Below are 13,875 nucleotides of genomic sequence, written 5' to 3'. Positions count from 1 at the left end.
AACCCCGAGATGATCGCGAGCCGCGGGTTCACCCCTCCTTCGGCGGAGAGAATCGCTCGATGGCCTCGTGGAGCACCTTCCTGAACGTCTCGCTGCCCGTGTGCCCGGAGTCCTCCACCACGTGCAGCTCGGCGTCCGGCCAGGCCTTGGCCAGCTCCCACGCCGTGTGCAGCGGGCCGCCCATGTCGAGGCGGCCGTGGATCAGCGCGCCGGGGATGCCGGCCAGCCGTCCCGCGTTCCGCACCAGCTCCCCCTCCTCCAGCCAGGCGCCGTTGGAGAAGTAGTGCGCGCAGATGCGGACCATGGCCATGACGGCGTCGGCGGGCCGGTCGCTGTAGGCGTTGGGCGTGCCGTTGACCTCCTGGGAGATCACGGCGTCCTCCCAGGTCACCCAGTCCTGGGCGGCCTTCTCGCGTACCCGCTGGTCGGGGTCGGACAGCAGCCGCGAGTAGGCGGCCAGCACCTGGAACACGTCCCCGTCGCGATCGGCGTCGGGCACCCCGCGCACGAACCGCTCCTGCTCCTCGGGGAAGAACCTGCCGACGCCCCGGTAGAGCCACTCGATCTCCGAGCGGCGCGTCGTCGTGACGGCGGGGATGACGATCTCCGACACCCGCTCGGGATGGGTCTCGGCGTAGGCCAGGATCAGCGTCGAGCCCCACGAGCCGCCGTACATCAGCCACCGGTCGATGCCGAGGTGCTCGCGCAGCCGCTCCATGTCGGCGATCAGCCGGGGAGTGGTGTTGCGGGTCAGGTCGGTGGCCGGGTCACTGGCGTGCGGGCGGCTGCGGCCGCAGTTGCGCTGGTCGAACAGGACGATGCGGAAACGTTCCGGGTCGAACGTGCGGCGCGCGCCGGCCGAGCAGCCGGAGCCCGGCCCGCCGTGCACGACCACGGCGGGCTTGCCGTCAGGGTTGCCGCAGACCTCCCAGTAGACGAGGTCGCCGTCGCCGACGTCCAGCATGCCGTGCTCGTACGGTTCGATCGGGGGATACAACGAGGGCTCCTCTCAGCAATGTAACAGCGCTTCAATATAGCCGGAGTCACCCCGCCGACTTCAGCTCCTCCAGATACTCGCGCAACGGCTTGAGCCCGGCGTCGGCCCGCCGGTCGTCCACCTTCGCCTCGTCCTCGATGGGAGTGCGGGGCTTCCACCGGCCCTGCGGATCGGTCTCCCACTGCGTGCCGTACACCTGCGGCCTGCCCTCCGCCACCCGTACCCGGTCCACGAGAAAGGCCAGGTCGGACGGGTCGGCGTCGCCCTCTTCCGCGGCCCGCCGCATCAGCTCCAGGCCGCGCTTCTGCAGCTGCAGGTCGCGGTCGGCGTGCTGGACGAGCGCCCAGGCGGCCTGCGCGCCGTCCTTGCCGACCAGCTCGTACCCGGGCCAGCCGTGCTGGTCGAGGATCTGGCGCATGCGGTCGGTGTTGGCCTTCTCCACACGGTCCCAGTCCTCCTGGGACGCTTCCAGGGTCCTGACCTCCTGGTCCAGCTTGAGCATCGCGAGCAGTTCGGTGCGCAGGGCCGGATCGGCAGGTTCGGCGTCGCCACAGGCCGCGACGAGGGCGAGCGTGGCGAGCAGGGAGATGAGGAACGCGCGCATGCTCCGGCTCCTTCCGCCGGGGGTGCCGCGGTGACCGGAACGGCCACCGCGGGCGGTCGTCCGGTCAGGCTACCTTGGAGGACGCGGCCGTCCAGGTGTTGCACGACCGGGGATCGGCGGTGGCGAAGCCCCGCTTGAGCCAGAACCGCTGGGTGGACGTCTTGCCGTCCCAGCGCTCGTCGCCGGGAGCATCGCCTTGGATCAGGCTCACCAGATAGTTCCAGTCCTTCGACGTGCGGCCTTCCATCGGCCAGACGCTCTTGATGAAGGCGCCGCTCAGACACGTCGCCTGGAGCTCGTAACGGCGCGACTGCTCATGGAGCTCGGCTCGCTTGCCATAGGGCGCCGCGTCGTAGGCCGCGCCGATGCCCACGAGACCCTGGACGTGGTAGGCGTAGACCGCACTGGCGATGTGGAGAAGCCAGAGGTCCGACAGGTCCTTCGTCCAGCTCTTGCCGATCTGGACGGCCATGGTGCGGGTCTGCTCGCAATACAACACCCGGGAGTCGTTCTTGGACGTCCCGAAGTCGCACCAGTTCTTGGGGACCTTGGCGACATGCTTCACCTTGACCGGCTCGTAGTCGAGGCCGGCGGCGGCGAGGTGCTGCTCCCACGTCGTTTCCAGACAGGTGATGACCGCGTCGAAGTAGGCGCGGGCCTGCTCGGTGCTGCCGTTCTTCACCTCGGTTTCCGCACAGGTCGTGGTAGGAAGCGAGCCCGCCGTGTATAGCGGATTATCGATTAGTTTGGGGTGCTTCACGGGGTACGTCGCCGCCGCGGCATTCGTCGTACCAACTAAGGGCGCAACGAGCGCACACGCCACGACGGCGGTTTTCAACGATTTCACGAAGCGTGACAATAGAGCCCCGGTGTAAAGAGGGCTAGATCCAACTATGAAGTAATTGAACCACCACTAAGGGTACTGATCGCAGCGATAACCGGATCATCACCCTCAGGGAGCATCATGTACCGGCATGCCCTTGCCGTAGCCACCGCCACTTCCGCCGCCCTGCTCGCGACCGCCGCGCCGGCGCTCGCGGACGACACCAGGAACGAGCCCGCCGGCCAGTGCGTCAGAAGCCACGACGTGTTCAGCATCAACGTGTCACCGCCCGGCTCGCTCGCCGTGACCGTCACCGCCGACGACATCAGGGGGCTGATGGACACGATCGTCGCCGACAGCCGGCTCCGGGGGTTCTTCTCGGGCGGCGTGAACGTGCCCGCCATTCCCGCGGTGCCGTACATCATGCCCTGGGGTGCGCTGCGCGCGATGCCGTACGATCCACGACACGCCCTGCCGGGCCGGCCGCTACAGGCTCAGCCGGGCCAGCCGGGCCAGCCGGGCCAGCCGCAGGACACCGCCACGTACCAGCCGGGGACCGGCGGCGCGAGCCCCGTCCAGCCGGGCGCCGGCGGCGCGTACCCGGGGCAGCCCTGGTACGCCGGCCCCAGCCTGAGCCCGTCCGCCGCCCCGAGTTCGTCGGTCTCGGCCTCGGTCTCCGCCTCGCCGCCCGCCGTGCCCAGTGCCTCGCCGCCCGCCGTGCCCAGTGCCTCGCCGTCCACGGCTCCCAGCGCCTCGGCGTCCGCCTCGCCCGGCCTCAGGCTCTCTCCGCTGAACGCGTACGAGACGTCGGTCCCGCCCGTCCGCACCACGTTCAAGGACGCCATCGACCGGGTGCTGGTGTGCGCCCGCTCCACGACGGTTCAGGGCGCGCAGACGCCGCCCTTGTCGAGCCTCGACACCGCGCGGATCGCCAAGGACCTCGAAACGCTCGTCATCAACTTCCAGGCTGCCTGCGTGACGGACGGCTCGTCCCCCGGATCGTCCGCCGTCGCCGGCCCCCAGCAGGTCCCGCCCTCGCTGCTGGGCGCCATCGGCGTGAACCAGCTCCTGAGCACGCTGGTCAGCTACCCGGCGAGCTGCCCGGACCCCGCCTCGGCGAACGGGGGCCCCACCTCGATCCTGGACGCGATCGGCGTGACGGGCCTGTTCGAGGCGCTGACCGACTGACACCGGGCGTGGGTGGCTCCCCTGACCGGCTGGCCGACGCCGGCCACGGAAGGCACCCACGTCACACCGATCGACGCCGGGCGTACACCTCGATCTCGATCTTCATGCGCGGATCCGCCAGGCCGCACATGAGCATCGTGGCGGCCGGCCGCACGTCGCCGAAGCACTCGCGCAGCACGGGCCAGCACGGCTCGAAGTCGGCGCGGTCGGGCAGGAGGTAGCGCACGCGTACGACGTCGCCGAAGCCGCACCCGGCCTCCTCCAGCGCCTGGCCGATGTTGCGCAGGCACTGCGCGGCCTGCTCGACCACGTCGTCGGAGATGGTCATCGTCGAGTAGTCGAACCCGGTCGTCCCCGAGACGTGCACCCAGTCGCCGTCCACCACGGCCCTGGCATATCCGATCTGCTCCTCGAACGTGGAACCGCTGAGGATCGCGCGTCGCTCCGTCATGCGCGGAACGGTACGTGGCCAGCACTGATACGTCTAATACAGCCGAGGCCATGGGCTGATATCTCTAGGGGTATGGATCGCCCGGAGCTGCCGCTGGCCCAGTTGCACGCCTTCGTCGTGCTCGCCGAGGAGTTGCACTTCGGCCACGCCGCCGACCGCCTGGGCATCGCGCAGCCGCCGCTCAGCCAGCAGATCCGCCGGCTGGAGGACAAGGTGGGGCACGCGCTGTTCAGCCGCGCGCCGGGGCGGGTCGCGCTCACCCCCGCCGGTCACGAGCTGCTGCCCGCGGCTCGCCGGGCGCTGGACGAGCTGGCCGGCGGGCTGGCGGCGGCGCGGGCCGTGGGCAGCGGCCGGGCGGGGCGGATCCGGCTCGGGTTCGCCGCCTCGCTGGCCCTGACGATCCTGCCGGAGCTGCTGAGCGCCTATCGGGAGCGTTTCCCGCGAGTGCGCATCGAGATCCACGAGATGACGACGGCGCCCCAGCTCGCCGCCCTGCGGGAGCGGCGCATCGACGTCGGGCTGCTGCGGGAGCCGCCGGACGACGAGCCCGAGCTGGGGTTCGCGACCGTGCTGCGGGAGCCGTTCGTGGCCGTGCTGCCGACCGGGCATCCGCTCGCCGCCGGACGCGCGGTCGAGCTCGCGCGGCTGGCCGGCTCGCCGTTCGTGCTGCTGCCGCGCGAGCACGGGCCCGGCCTGTACGACCGGATCACCCGGATGTGCGGTGCGGCCGGGTTCACCCCCGAGGTGGCGCAGCACGCGGTGGAGTGGCAGACCGTGTGCGCGCTGGTGGAGGCGGGGCTGGGTGTGTCGCTGGCGCCTGCGAGCATCCGCCGGATCCGGCTCAGGGGGGTGGCGTTCCGCCGGGTCACGCCGGGCGGCGTACGCACGAGCGTGGCGGCGGCCTGGCGCGCCGACGACACCGAACCGCTCGTCACCGGCCTGCTGGAAACGGTGCTCCGACAGGGCGGCGCCCCGGCGGCAGGCGGACGCTAGCGGGGGATCAGCACGCTGGCCTGGTTGCTGCCGGGCACCACGCCCGCCTTCCGGTGCGCCTCCTTGAGCGCGTCGGACGCGAAGTGCCGCCGCATCGCCTGGGCGTCGTCGCATTCGAACAACACGACCGCCTCCTCCGGCTGCTCGGCGTCGACGGTGACCAGGACGGTGCGCATCCCGGCCGCCGACCGCACCTCCCCCAGCTCGTCGAACGCCGCGCGCCACGTGTCGTAGTCGGTGAACCGCTGCCTGATGAGCAGGTACTCCATGGCTGGACTCCTCTAACTCAACGCTGTTGAGTTAAATCTAGCACACCGAACTCAACAGCGGCGAGTTACTCTGGGGCCATGTCACAGCAGAAGCGGGCCGGAGGGCGGCGGCCAGGCGCGAGCCGTACGCGCGAGGAGATACTCCAAGCCGCGCAGCGCAGTTTCGCCGAGTCCGGCTACGACGGCACCACGATCCGTGGGGTGGCCCGGGCGGCGGGCGTCGATCCCGCTCTGGTGGTGCAGTTCTTCGGCAGCAAGGACGGGCTCTTCGACGCGGCCCTCCGCGCCGACCCGCCCATGCGGGACCTGGTCACCCTGGCCGGCGAGGGCGAGGCCGCCGATCTCGGCGCGCGCCTCGCCCGCCGCTATCTGGAGTTGTGGGAGGACCCGCACACAGGCCCCAGGATGCTGGCCGTGGTCCGGGCCGCCACGGCCGCGCCGAGCGCGTCGGCCATGGTCACGGCGTTCATGACGGACGCGGTGATGCTGCCCCTGGCGCGGGCCATCGAGGCCGACGAGCCCGAGCTGCGCGCCGCCCTCACCGGGGCCTACCTGCTCGGCGTGGCGACGGCACGGTACGTGCTCCGCATCGGCCCGCTGGCCTCACTGCCCAGGCAGGACGCCGCGTCCATCCTGGCCCCGGTCGTCCAGCACCACCTCACCGGCCCGCTCCGGGATCCGGCCGTCCAGCGGCGCTAACCCGCCGGCCGGCTACGAGGCCCGAGCACCACCGGCAGCGCCACCGGCCCCTCCGTGATGAGCGAGGGCGTGTAGGAGATCTCGTCCACCGCGACCCGCAGCCCGGGATACCGGCCGAACAACGACGACAGCGCGATCCGCATCTCCAGCCTCGCCAGCGGGGCCCCGAGGCAGAAGTGCGGCCCGCGGCCGAAGCCGACGTGCACGTCCGGCTCGCGCGAGGCGTCGAACAGCGTGGCGTCCGGGCCGTACCGGACGGGATCCGTGTCGGCCCCGTCGAGCGCGACGACGATCGGCTCCCCCGCCGGGATCTTCGTTCCCGCCACCTGCACGTCCTGGAGCGGGTAGCGGAACATGACGTTCAGCACCGAGTTCCGGCTGCGCAGCGCCTCCTCCACCACCTTCGCCCAGGAATCCTGATCGTCGGTGGCCGGCACCTGGGACGGGTGGGCGCACAGGGCGATCACGCTGTTCGCGATCAGGTGCACGGTGGTCTCGTGACCGGCGATGAGCACCAGCCACAGGATCCACAACATCTCGTTGTCCGACAGCCGGTCCCCGTCGTCCTCCTGCGCCTGGATCAGCCCGCTGGTCAGGTCGTCGCCCGGCTCGGCGCGCTTGCGCTCGATGAACGCGGCCAGGTACCCCAGCATCGCCTGCGCCGCCCCCGCGGCCTCCTCCGGGCTGGCGGTGTGGAAGAGCAGCACGTTCGTCCACTCGCGGAGCTGATAGCGCTCCTCCTCCGGCACGCCGAACAGCTCGCAGATCACGGCGATGGGCAGCGGCTCGCTGAAGTGCCGTACGAGGTCGACCACCTCGCCCTCGCCGGCCAGCCCGTCGAGCAGCCCGTCGGTGATCTGCTGGATGCGCGGCCCCATGGAGGCCACCCTGGCGGGGGTGAAGGCGCGGTTGATGAGGCCGCGCAGCCGGCGGTGGTCGTCGCCGTCCTTGGTCAGCAGGTGGTCACCCTGGACGAGCTGGCGCAGCGGCCAGTCAGGGGGGATGGTGCCGTCGTGCAGGGCGGGGCAGTTGAGGTGGTTCTTGCTGAACAGGGTGCCGTCGTTGATCAGCACCTCGTTGACGCTCTCGTACGAGGTCACCATCCAGGCGTTGACCTTGCCCGGCAACTCGATGGGAACGACAGGTCCGCCTTCGTCCCTGAACCGGCGGATCGTCTGCGACGTTCGCTCACCAGGGACTGGAATCTGCAGGGGTTCCATGCGCAGTCTCCCATGTCGGAGGGACTTCAACTGTCCGCTCAACCGACGATCCGGGCCAGAGCGCTTCGTGGTCATGTCACCGCGCAGTCGGCGACACCTGCCGCCGAAGCTACATACTGCTACGGGACGACTTCATCCAGCTCCCGCAGCGAACCGCCCTCTCCGCACTTGTAGCAAGATGTCCGGGTGATCGCCAACAGCCCGTTACGGCCCCGACGGCGGCTGCTGCTTCCCGGCCTGGCCCTGGCCACGGCGCTGGCCACGGCGCTGGCCACGGCGCTGGCCACGGCGCTGGCCATGAGCGCCGCCGTCCCGCTGCTGCGCGCCCGCGGGCACGCGGCGGCGGCGCCCCGCGAGGAGGCCGGGTCAGCGCACCCGTAGGACGCGGCCCCTGCGCTCACCGGTGAACTCGCCCGACTCCACCACCACCTGCCCTTCGAGCAGCACGTGCACGATGCCCGACGGCCGGGCGGAGGGGGCGGCGTAGGTGCCGGAATGGCCGATGGCGCCAGGGTCGAAGACGCAGATGTCGGCCCAGGCGCCGGGGCCCAGCCAGCCCCTCCCGCGCAGGGCGAACTGGTCGGCGTTCGCGGAGGTCGCCTTGCGCACGGCCTCCTCCCAGGAGACGATCTCGCGTTCCCGCACGTACGTGCCGAAGAAGCGCGGGAAGCAGCCCCACGTACGGGGGTGCTCCAGGCCGGTGGGGAGCCCGTTGTCGGAGCCGATGCCGATGAGCGGGTCGGCCATGATCTCGGTCAGGTCCTCCTCGGCCATCAGGAAGGCCACCATCGTGGCGGCCGGATCGGCGGCGACCAGCGCGCAGGTGGCCGCCCAGGCGTCCACCTCCAGCCTGCGGGCGATGTCGGCCAGCGAGCGGCCGGCGTAGGAGGGCTCGGCATGCGCGGTGATCAGCACGTCGTCCGGCGTGACGTCCTGCCACAGGCCCGCCCCCGTCCCGCCCGCCTCGGCCCGCGCGCGCAGCCGGTCCCGCTCGGCCGGCGCCGCCAGCACCTCGCGCACCCGGCCGCCGGCCAGCGCCGACGGGGGCAGCAGCGCGGCCAGCACGGTCGCGCCCGCGACGTACGGGTACTGGTCGCCGCGCACGTCCACCCCGCTCATCCGGGCCTCGCGCAGCCGGTCGAGCAACATCCGGGCCCGCCCGTGGTTCGCCCGCCCGGCGACCTTGCAGTGCGACACCTGCAGCCGCACGCGGGCCCGCCGCGCCACCTCGATGGCCTCGTCCAGCGCCGCGGCCAGCCCGGCGCCCTCGTCCCGCAGGTGGGTGGCGTACGGAACGCCGTACCCGTGCGCCACGCCGGCCAGCGCCACCAGCTCGTCGGTGCCGGCGTAACCGCCAGGCGGGTAGATCAGCCCGCTGGACAGCCCGCACGCGCCCGCCGCGAAGGCCGCCGCGGCGAGGTCGCACATCCTCTCCAGGTCGCCGCCGCGCAGGCGCTCGTCGAACCCGGCCACGGCCGCGCGCAGCGTCGAGTGCCCGATGAGGGTCGCCATGTGGTTCGTCGGCCTGGCCGCGGTGATCGTCTCCAGGTACTCGGCGAACATCCAGTCGGGCACGGCTGCGCCGGTCACCTCCGCCAGCACGGAGGCGTCGGGCGCGTAGGAGAAGCCGCAGTTGCCGTTGACCTCGGTGGTGACGCCCTGCAGCAGCTTGAACGGCTGCGGCTGCGCCATGAGCGGCACCAGGTCGGAATGCGCGTGCGCGTCCACGAACCCGGGCGCCACCGCCAGCCCCGTGACGTCGATCACCCGGCGCGCGGCCCCGAGCTCCCGCCCGACCTCCACGACCCAGCCGCCCGAGATGGCGACGTCCCCGGCGACGGCCGGGGAGCCGAGACCGTCGTACACGGTGCCACCACGCAGGATGAGATCGACCATGTAACCCACCCATCATCGCACGAGTCAATAAATCTTGTTATGTCATACAACGTCGCTCGCCCGCGCAGGTTCCAGGTCGCTGACATCCAGTCAAAAACAGGGGCAAGGACACTCTTGCGGAGCGCATACCGGCTGGTCTTGAATACGCCCTGGCGCTGACCCAGCCGCCCCTGCCGCCGACGAGGAGCCGCCGTGACCATCCCCGCAGGTCGGACCTCATCTTTCCCCGCCCTTCAGCTCGACGCCTCCCTGTTAGCGCTATCACGCACCACATGAAACTTTCTTTCCGCCCATCGGGAAAGCGCTTACCAATCGCAGAGGAAACCACCATGCGCTTACACCTGGCCGCCGCGGCCGCCGTCCTGGCCCTGGCAGCCACCGCGTACCCCGCCCAGGCCGCACCGCCGACCAAGCAGATGGAGGATCTGGACCGGGGGCTGATCAGCGTCCGCTCCGGCTCCGGCAACCTCGTCTCCTGGCGGCTGCTCGGCACCGACCCCGACGGCGTCTCCTTCAACGTCTACCGCGGCTCGACCAGGGTCGCGACCGGCCTGACCGGCTCCACCAACCACCTCGACAACGGCGCCGCCGCCGAGTCCTCCTACACCGTCCGCGCCGTCGTCAACGGGGCCGAGCAGGCCGCCTCGCCCGCCTCCCTGCGCTTCACCGGCGGCTCGTACCTGGACGTGCCCATCCAGCCGCCCTCCGGCGGCACCACCCCGGACGGCGTCTCCTACACCTACAGCGCGAACGACGCCAGTGTGGGCGACGTGGACGGCGACGGGCAGTACGAGATCGTGCTGAAGTGGGACCCGTCCAACGCCAAGGACAACTCGCAGTCCGGTTACACCGGCAACGTGTTCGTGGACGCGTACCGGCTGAACGGCACCCGGCTCTGGCGCGTCGACCTGGGCCGCAACATCCGGGCCGGCGCGCACTACACGCAGTTCCAGGTCTACGACTACGACGGCGACGGCCGCGCCGAGGTGGCCATGAAGACCGCCGACGGCACCAGGGACGGCTCCGGCACGGTGATCGGCAGCTCCGGCGCCGACCACCGCAACTCCAGCGGGTACGTGCTCAGCGGCCCCGAGTACCTGACCATGTTCAACGGCCTGACCGGCGCCGCCATGTCCACGGTGAACTACGACCCGCCCCGCGGCACGGTCTCCTCCTGGGGCGACAACTACGGCAACCGCGTGGACCGGTTCCTGGCCGGGACCGCGTACCTGGACGGCGAGCGTCCCTCGCTGATCATGGCCCGCGGCTACTACACCCGCAGCGTCATCGCCGCCTGGGACTTCCGCAACGGCGCCCTCACCAAGCGCTGGACGTTCGACAGCAACTCGGCCGGCTCGCAGTACGCCGGGCAGGGCAGCCACAGCCTGTCCGTCGGCGACATCGACGCCGACGGCCGCGACGAGATCGTCTACGGCGCCATGGCCGTCAACGACAACGGCGCCGGCATGTGGTCCACCCGCACCGGCCACGGCGACGCCCAGCACCTGGGCGACTTCGACCCGGCCAGGGCCGGCCTGGAGTACTTCAAGGTCAGCGAGTCGTCCTCGCAGCCGAGCTCGCTCTACATCGACCCGCGCACCGGCGGCATCCTGTGGTCCACCGCGGCGGGCGCCGACAACGGCCGCGGCGTGGCCGGCGACATCTCGACGGTCAGGGTGGCGAGCGAGTTCTGGTCCGCCTCGGACACGACCCTGCGCAGCGTGACCGGCAACAGCGCGGGCCGCGAGCCGTCCTCGGTGAACTTCCTCGTCTGGTGGGACGCCGACCCGGTCAGGGAGCTGCTCGACCAGACCAGGATCGACAAGTACGGCACCAGCTCCGACACCCGCCTGCTGACCGCCTCCGGCGTGCACTCCAACAACGGCACCAAGGCCACCCCGTCCCTGTCGGCCGACCTGTTCGGCGACTGGCGCGAGGAGGTCGTCTGGCCCACCAGCGACAACCGCGCCCTGCGCGTCTACGCCACCACCACGCCGACGGACCGGCGCATCTACACGCTGATGCACGACCCGCTCTACCGCGTCTCGGTGGCCTGGCAGAACACCGCCTACAACCAGCCCCCGCACACGAGCTTCTTCCTCGGCGACCGCATGCCCGCGCCGCCGAGGCCGGACATCTACGTGCGCTGACCGGGGCTCACCCGTGCTCCGCGCGCGCCCGGGCGAGCACGTGCAGGGCGCGGGGGAAGCCGTGGAGGCGTTCGGCCAGCGCGTCCAGGGCCGCCGGCACCACAAACTCCGGGATGCCGCGGGCCGTGAGCACGCCGGTCATCCAGCCCACGAAGGAGGTGAAGAGCTCGGGGTCGTCGACGTACAGGGCGGCGCGCAGGAAGTCGACCAGGTAGGCGACGTCCTCCGCCGTCCGTCCGCGCTGCTGCTCGTCGTAACCCGTGAGCTGCGGCACGCGCCGGGTGAGGTCGGCCAGGATGTCACGCACCAGGTCCCCCGCGGACCGGGTGAGCTCGGTGTACTCCCGGTCGGCCAGTGGGGGCGGCTCGTCGCGGGAGGCGACCCGGTGCGGCAGCCCGGCGGCCAGGAGGTCGGCGGCGGTACGGGCGTCAGGGGCCCAGGCGTCGGCGCCGAGCAGGCGGGCGTAGCGGCCGTCGGGGCCGAAGGCGGCGCCCCCCGCCACGACCGGAGTGCCCGCCGCCTGGCAGGCGGAGATCGCGGCGTGCGCGGCAGGCAGCCGGATCGCCAGCGAGCTGGACAGCGCCACCGCATCCGGGTTCGTCAGGTGCAGGTGCGCGACCAGGTGCGGCGTGGGGACCTGCGCGCCCAGGTAGTCGACCTGCCAGCCCCGCGCCCGCAGCACCTCGGCCAGCAGCCGGGCGGGGAAGGCGTGCCACTCGCCGTCGATGCACGCCACCATGATCCGCCCCAGGGTCTGATCGCCCTGCTCTGACGCGCGGTGCGCCAGGGTGGCGAGCACCCGCTCGTTGACCGCCGTGGCGGTGTGCTCCTGGGCGACCGAGAGGCGGTTGGCCGCCCACTCGTGGCCGACGCGCGCCTGCACGGCGGCCACGACGTCCAGCAGCAGGGTCTCCAGGGGCATGCCGGCGTCGAGCGCGTCCATCGCCACGCCGGTGGCGGCGCGCTCGTCGCCGGCCGTCGCCGCCGCCCACAGCGCCTGCGCCCGCTCCTTGACGGCGGCCGTCACGGGCGTCCCTCCTCCTGCTCGCGGGGGGCCGAGATGGCGACGACCGCCATGTCGTCGTGCTCGCCGTCGCCGACCCACTGGGAGGCCAGCATCTGCACCCGCTCCGCCAGCGCCTCGGGAGGCATGCCGGCGCACTGCCCGAGCTGCTCGCACAGCCGCTCCTCGCCGAAGAACTCGTGGCCGAGCGGGCCGCCTCTGGCCTCGATGATGCCGTCGCTGTAGAGCAGGCAGGTCTCGCCGGGCTCCAGCACCACCGAGTCGGTGACGCTGGTGATCTCGTCCAGCACCCCGATCAGCGTGCCGACGGCCGGCACCGCCTCGACGCGGCCGTCGGTGCGCATGATCAGCGGCGCCGGGTGCCCGGCGCTGGTCAGCCGCATCGCCACCCGCGGGCCGCGGTGCTGGAACGAGGCCAGCACGAGGGTGACGTAACGGGTCGGATCGCTGTCGCTGAGGAGCACCCCGTTCAGCAGCTCCAGCACGCGCTGGTGGTCGTCGGCCAGCGGCAGCAGGGCCCGCAGGGTGTTGCGGATGCGGCCGGTGAGCACGGCGGCCTCCAGGCCCTTGCCCGCCACGTCGCCGAGCACCACCAGCGATTCGCGTCCGGAACCCGCGGCCGGATACACGTCGTAGAAGTCGCCGCCGACGTGCTCGCTGGGGCCCGCGGGCCGGTAGCGGGCCGCCAGCTCCACCCCGTCCAGGATCGGCGTGGGCGGCGGCAGCAGCTCGGCCATCAGAGTCTCGGTGATGATCGACTGCTCGACGTAGAGGCGGGCGACCGCGATCGCGGAGCCGGCCCACAGCGCGAACAGCCGCACGAACATGCGCTCGTCGCCGGAGAAGCCGTCCGGCGAGCCGCGCAGCAGCACCAGCGCGCCCGCGGGCAGCCCGTGGCCGGGCAGGGCGGTCACCGCCACGGAGCCCACCTCGCCCGGCCCGTCGCGCAGCGCCCAGCCGGGGATCTCCTCGGGGGTGCTCCAGCGCGGCGGCACCGGCGGGAAGCCCTGCAGCGCCTCGGCCAGGCCGGGGAACGTGCCGGGGTCGATGGCCGCGTCCTCCCTGACCGCCTGGCCTCCGCGGGCGCAGCGGGCGATCGCGTACCGGCGCCCGGGCCGCGGCAGGACGACCAGCGCGACGTCGGCCAGGCGGCGGGCGGCCAGGCAGGCGGTCACCTCAAGGCAGCGGTCCAGGTTGAGTGAGGGCAGCAGCTCGCTGGAGGCCTCGGCCAGGAACGTGGCCCACTCCCGCAGCGAGTCCACCTCGTGCTGCCTCTCGGTGACGTCGACGAGCCACCAGACGATCCGGTCGGCCGCCGCCTGCACGGGGTGCGCCTGGTACACCCGGTCGCCGATCGCGCCGTAGCGCTCCGACCCGCCGCATCCGAAGTGCGCGTGCGACAGCCACTCGGGGACCGCGTGCTCCAGCCGCTCGCCGACGACGAGGCCGGCGAGGAGCCGCCGGGCCGCCTTGTTCGCCTGCTCGACGGTCCCCGTGGTGCTGACCGCCAGCATGGGGTACGGCGCGTCCTCCCACACCATCCCGACCATGGCACCATCCC

General features: G+C 72.1%; 14 protein-coding genes. 5 read left to right on the top strand and 9 right to left on the bottom strand.

Annotated elements, in window-relative coordinates; genetic code table 11:
• Positions 1-28 precede the first annotated feature (28 nt).
• The 3 genes from pip to HD597_RS56695 all read right to left on the bottom strand — a co-directional run bounded on the left by pip (position 29) and on the right by HD597_RS56695 (position 2,448).
• Entirely contained in the window at positions 29-997 is a 969-nt protein-coding gene (gene pip / locus HD597_RS56705; RefSeq protein WP_253756798.1) for a prolyl aminopeptidase, read from the bottom strand.
• 46 nt (positions 998-1,043) lie between these two features.
• Entirely contained in the window at positions 1,044-1,601 is a 558-nt protein-coding gene (locus HD597_RS56700) for a DUF6624 domain-containing protein (RefSeq protein WP_253756796.1), read from the bottom strand.
• A gap of 64 nt (positions 1,602-1,665) precedes the next feature.
• Positions 1,666-2,448: a neutral zinc metallopeptidase gene (locus tag HD597_RS56695; RefSeq protein WP_253756793.1), complete on the bottom strand. Its 783-nt coding sequence runs from the start codon at positions 2,446-2,448 to the stop codon at positions 1,666-1,668.
• Positions 2,449-2,565: 117 nt separating this feature from the next.
• On the opposite strand from HD597_RS56695, the gene HD597_RS56690 reads away from it, so the two are divergent.
• A complete protein-coding gene (locus tag HD597_RS56690; RefSeq protein ID WP_253756791.1) occupies positions 2,566-3,612 on the top strand; it encodes a hypothetical protein in 1,047 nt (348 codons plus the stop codon).
• 61 nt (positions 3,613-3,673) lie between these two features.
• Here HD597_RS56690 and HD597_RS56685 read toward each other — a convergent pair whose 3' ends face one another.
• Positions 3,674-4,063: a RidA family protein gene (locus tag HD597_RS56685; RefSeq protein WP_253756789.1), complete on the bottom strand. Its 390-nt coding sequence runs from the start codon at positions 4,061-4,063 to the stop codon at positions 3,674-3,676.
• Positions 4,064-4,135: 72 nt separating this feature from the next.
• Here HD597_RS56685 and HD597_RS56680 point away from each other — a divergent pair, with 72 nt between their 5' ends.
• A complete protein-coding gene (locus HD597_RS56680; protein ID WP_253756786.1) occupies positions 4,136-5,056 on the top strand; it encodes a LysR family transcriptional regulator in 921 nt (306 codons plus the stop codon).
• Here HD597_RS56680 and HD597_RS56675 read toward each other — a convergent pair.
• Complete coding sequence (locus HD597_RS56675) at positions 5,053-5,325, bottom strand: antibiotic biosynthesis monooxygenase (protein ID WP_253756784.1); 273 nt, start codon at positions 5,323-5,325, stop codon at positions 5,053-5,055. The two genes, HD597_RS56680 and HD597_RS56675, sit on opposite strands and share 4 nt — an antisense overlap.
• A gap of 78 nt (positions 5,326-5,403) precedes the next feature.
• On the opposite strand from HD597_RS56675, the gene HD597_RS56670 reads away from it, so the two are divergent.
• The gene (locus HD597_RS56670) at positions 5,404-6,024 is read left to right on the top strand and encodes a TetR/AcrR family transcriptional regulator (protein WP_253756781.1); all 621 of its coding nucleotides are present in this window, start codon (positions 5,404-5,406) and stop codon (positions 6,022-6,024) included.
• Here HD597_RS56670 and HD597_RS56665 read toward each other — a convergent pair.
• Positions 6,021-7,244: a cytochrome P450 family protein gene (locus HD597_RS56665; RefSeq protein ID WP_253756778.1), complete on the bottom strand. Its 1,224-nt coding sequence runs from the start codon at positions 7,242-7,244 to the stop codon at positions 6,021-6,023. The genes HD597_RS56670 and HD597_RS56665 overlap by 4 nt on opposite strands.
• 186 nt (positions 7,245-7,430) lie before the next feature.
• Here HD597_RS56665 and HD597_RS56660 point away from each other — a divergent pair, with 186 nt between their 5' ends.
• Positions 7,431-7,625, top strand: a complete 195-nt coding sequence (locus tag HD597_RS56660) for a hypothetical protein (RefSeq protein WP_253756775.1) — start codon at positions 7,431-7,433, stop codon at positions 7,623-7,625.
• Here HD597_RS56660 and HD597_RS56655 read toward each other — a convergent pair.
• The gene (locus HD597_RS56655) at positions 7,611-9,140 is read right to left on the bottom strand and encodes an N-acyl-D-amino-acid deacylase family protein (protein ID WP_253756773.1); all 1,530 of its coding nucleotides are present in this window, start codon (positions 9,138-9,140) and stop codon (positions 7,611-7,613) included. The genes HD597_RS56660 and HD597_RS56655 overlap by 15 nt on opposite strands.
• A 329-nt stretch (positions 9,141-9,469) precedes the next feature.
• Between HD597_RS56655 and HD597_RS56650 the strand changes: the two genes are divergently transcribed.
• A complete protein-coding gene (locus tag HD597_RS56650) occupies positions 9,470-11,290 on the top strand; it encodes a rhamnogalacturonan lyase (protein ID WP_276083279.1) in 1,821 nt (606 codons plus the stop codon).
• 7 nt (positions 11,291-11,297) lie between these two features.
• Here HD597_RS56650 and HD597_RS56645 read toward each other — a convergent pair whose 3' ends face one another.
• Together HD597_RS56645 and HD597_RS56640 are read right to left on the bottom strand one after the other, a co-directional pair.
• Positions 11,298-12,317, bottom strand: a complete 1,020-nt coding sequence (locus tag HD597_RS56645) for a cobalamin B12-binding domain-containing protein (RefSeq protein ID WP_253756771.1) — start codon at positions 12,315-12,317, stop codon at positions 11,298-11,300.
• Positions 12,314-13,864 carry a PP2C family protein-serine/threonine phosphatase gene (locus tag HD597_RS56640; protein WP_253756768.1) on the bottom strand — a complete coding sequence of 517 codons (1,551 nt, stop codon included), beginning with the start codon at positions 13,862-13,864 and terminating at the stop codon, positions 12,314-12,316. Before HD597_RS56640 ends, HD597_RS56645 begins: the two co-directional genes overlap by 4 nt.
• Positions 13,865-13,875: the final 11 nt, after the last annotated feature.

The organism is Nonomuraea thailandensis (genome assembly GCF_024172165.1).
GTDB lineage: Bacteria > Actinomycetota > Actinomycetes > Streptosporangiales > Streptosporangiaceae > Nonomuraea > Nonomuraea thailandensis.
This window is presented reverse-complemented; position numbering and strand designations above follow the sequence as displayed.

Coding starts and splice junctions, on each gene's coding strand:
- HD597_RS56700 (WP_253756796.1), bottom strand. CDS start 1,601: ATGCGCGCGTTCCTCATCTCCCTGCTCGCCACGCTCGCCCTCGTCGCG.
- HD597_RS56690 (WP_253756791.1), top strand. CDS start 2,566: ATGTACCGGCATGCCCTTGCCGTAGCCACCGCCACTTCCGCCGCCCTG.
- HD597_RS56685 (WP_253756789.1), bottom strand. CDS start 4,063: ATGACGGAGCGACGCGCGATCCTCAGCGGTTCCACGTTCGAGGAGCAG.
- HD597_RS56680 (WP_253756786.1), top strand. CDS start 4,136: ATGGATCGCCCGGAGCTGCCGCTGGCCCAGTTGCACGCCTTCGTCGTG.
- HD597_RS56675 (WP_253756784.1), bottom strand. CDS start 5,325: ATGGAGTACCTGCTCATCAGGCAGCGGTTCACCGACTACGACACGTGG.
- HD597_RS56670 (WP_253756781.1), top strand. CDS start 5,404: ATGTCACAGCAGAAGCGGGCCGGAGGGCGGCGGCCAGGCGCGAGCCGT.
- HD597_RS56665 (WP_253756778.1), bottom strand. CDS start 7,244: ATGGAACCCCTGCAGATTCCAGTCCCTGGTGAGCGAACGTCGCAGACG.
- HD597_RS56655 (WP_253756773.1), bottom strand. CDS start 9,140: ATGGTCGATCTCATCCTGCGTGGTGGCACCGTGTACGACGGTCTCGGC.
- HD597_RS56650 (WP_276083279.1), top strand. CDS start 9,470: ATGCGCTTACACCTGGCCGCCGCGGCCGCCGTCCTGGCCCTGGCAGCC.
- HD597_RS56640 (WP_253756768.1), bottom strand. CDS start 13,864: ATGGTCGGGATGGTGTGGGAGGACGCGCCGTACCCCATGCTGGCGGTC.